1 protein-coding gene is annotated in these 2,110 nt (G+C 33.8%); it reads left to right on the plus strand.

The window, feature by feature from the left end; genetic code table 11:
• Window positions 1–285: 285 nt before the first annotated feature.
• Entirely contained in the window at window positions 286–2,007 is a 1,722-nt protein-coding gene (locus QZU81_RS10860) for a transposase (protein ID WP_295591795.1), read from the plus strand.
• Window positions 2,008–2,110: the final 103 nt, after the last annotated feature.

Consider the following 2,110-nt stretch of genomic DNA (forward strand, 5'->3'; position numbering starts at 1 on the left):
ACTCAAAAGGATATCTTTCGTAAAGTTTATTTAACACATTGTAGACATATTCTGATTCATCATCTGTTTCAAAATCACATGCTTCTGTTAAAAGATTTTTTTTAAGATTTCTGCAGGGAATTTTAAGTTGCCGTAGTAATACCTCAAGATTGTGTATATATCCCTAAATCGCAAACTTTTATACTAGAACCATATTAAATTTTTGCAACATATTGATTTATATGTTGTTTTTTATTATAAATGCTAGTATAATATTTAATATATCTATACTAGCAGGGTGGTTTTATGTATGTAGGTCGTTCCTCTGAAGTCAAAGTTCCGGGTAGTACTGATAACTCAAAAATTGTTATTGCTTCTACCGGATATGTTTACTATCAAACAGCATATGAATGGGATTCTGAAAAAAGACAACCGATCTATAAACGATGTTCCATCGGGAGAATCAAAGAAAATTCTAATAACTCGGTTATGTATCCCAATAAAAATTTTTTCAAATTTTTTGGCGAACAGGAGGATGTAAAATTATCAAAACTGAAAGCTGTTTTTAGTTCCTCAACTAGAAAGGAAGCAGGAAAAGTTGATAATCATATTGCTTATGGCGGTTATGTACTGATATCTGCAATAGCACGTAAAACAGGTTGTTACGAAATATTAAAAAAAGTTTTTCCTAAACACTACAAACTCATTCTTGCTCTCTGTACGTATGGAGTTTCAGAAGGAGATCTGATCTCGCAACAATTTTCCAGTTGGTGTTTTGGACATTACTGCGGATTGGATCGGCCTGTCTCTGATTCTGAAGTTAGTGCTTTGTATACAGAGTTATCGAAGAACAGCGGTGATATACAAATTTTTTTCAGCCTGTTTGCTGAGATGTACGAAAAATTATTTCCTTCTCCAAAGACTAGAATTGTAGCTTTCGATTCAACCAACCAGAACACATCATCCGGGCACATCGACTTTGCAAAATTTGGTCAGGCTAAAATTAATGTTGATTTACCTATTATAAATACAGCTGCTTTTGTCGATGAAACAACGGGTATTCCGTTGTGGTATGAACATTTTGATGGATCTGTTCTAGATAAAACGCAAACTCCATACTCGCTCAAAAAAATTTTAAACCTCGGGTACAAAAAATTATTTGTTGTCTTTGATAGAGGTTACTACAGTGAAGATGCAATAAAACAAATGCAACAACTTGAATTGGAATTCGGTGTTTTATGTCCCGAGAGTACCAACTGGGTCGAAGAATTGATTTCAACTAAAGGTAATGAAATCAAGGATCAACAAAAATATTATTTGGCTGAAGAAAATGTTTACGGCAATGTATACCAAGTCAAATTAAAAGAAACTCAATATTATGCCTACATGTTTTATGACAGTAAACGGGCAGAGGATGAAAGGCAGGCGTTGCATTCATTGATGGCCTTTTATTGGGAAAATATTTCCAAACATGTAAGATACTCGGAACAACTTGAAAAATATGCGGCTAAGAGGGGCGTCATAATTGCACCGTCAGAAACTACGAAGGACGGGAAAAATTTTATTATGATGGAAAATACAGAGATGATCCAACAGTTGCTCAACCACAAAGGATTTTTTGTTATGTTGTCGCCATCAAAAATAGAGGCTTACGAGGCAATCAGTATTATCAGAAAAAGAGATAATGTTGAAAAAAATTTTTCTAATCTTATGCGCGGACTTAATTTACGAACGACGTACCGTCACAACGCCAATACATATGTAGGTTTGATGTTTGTAGCTTTTATTGCACAAATAATAATGGCAGGAATGTTACATTTTGAGAAGACATTTTTGAATTCAAAGACTTCAATGACTACGAATAGAATTATTGCTGAGCTTAATAAATATTGCATTGATCAAAATGAAGATGATACATGGTATCCTTCTTACGCAATGAATAAAGATCAAAAAGAAATTCTGAGTAATGTTGGAATAACCGAAGATGACGTCCACAAATTCATTACTAAGATTGCTAGTGGTCATTAAGAGCGAAAGTGGTATTATACTGCTAGTATAAAATTTTGCGAGTTAGGGTTGTAATTAACCTTGTTGTGATCATGAACAACAACACAGTCAGTACTTAAACACT

Origin of the sequence: uncultured Methanobrevibacter sp. (genome assembly GCF_902770715.1) — an archaeon.
Lineage (GTDB): Archaea > Methanobacteriota > Methanobacteria > Methanobacteriales > Methanobacteriaceae > Methanocatella.

Coding starts and splice junctions, on each gene's coding strand:
- QZU81_RS10860 (WP_295591795.1), top strand. CDS start 286: ATGTATGTAGGTCGTTCCTCTGAAGTCAAAGTTCCGGGTAGTACTGAT.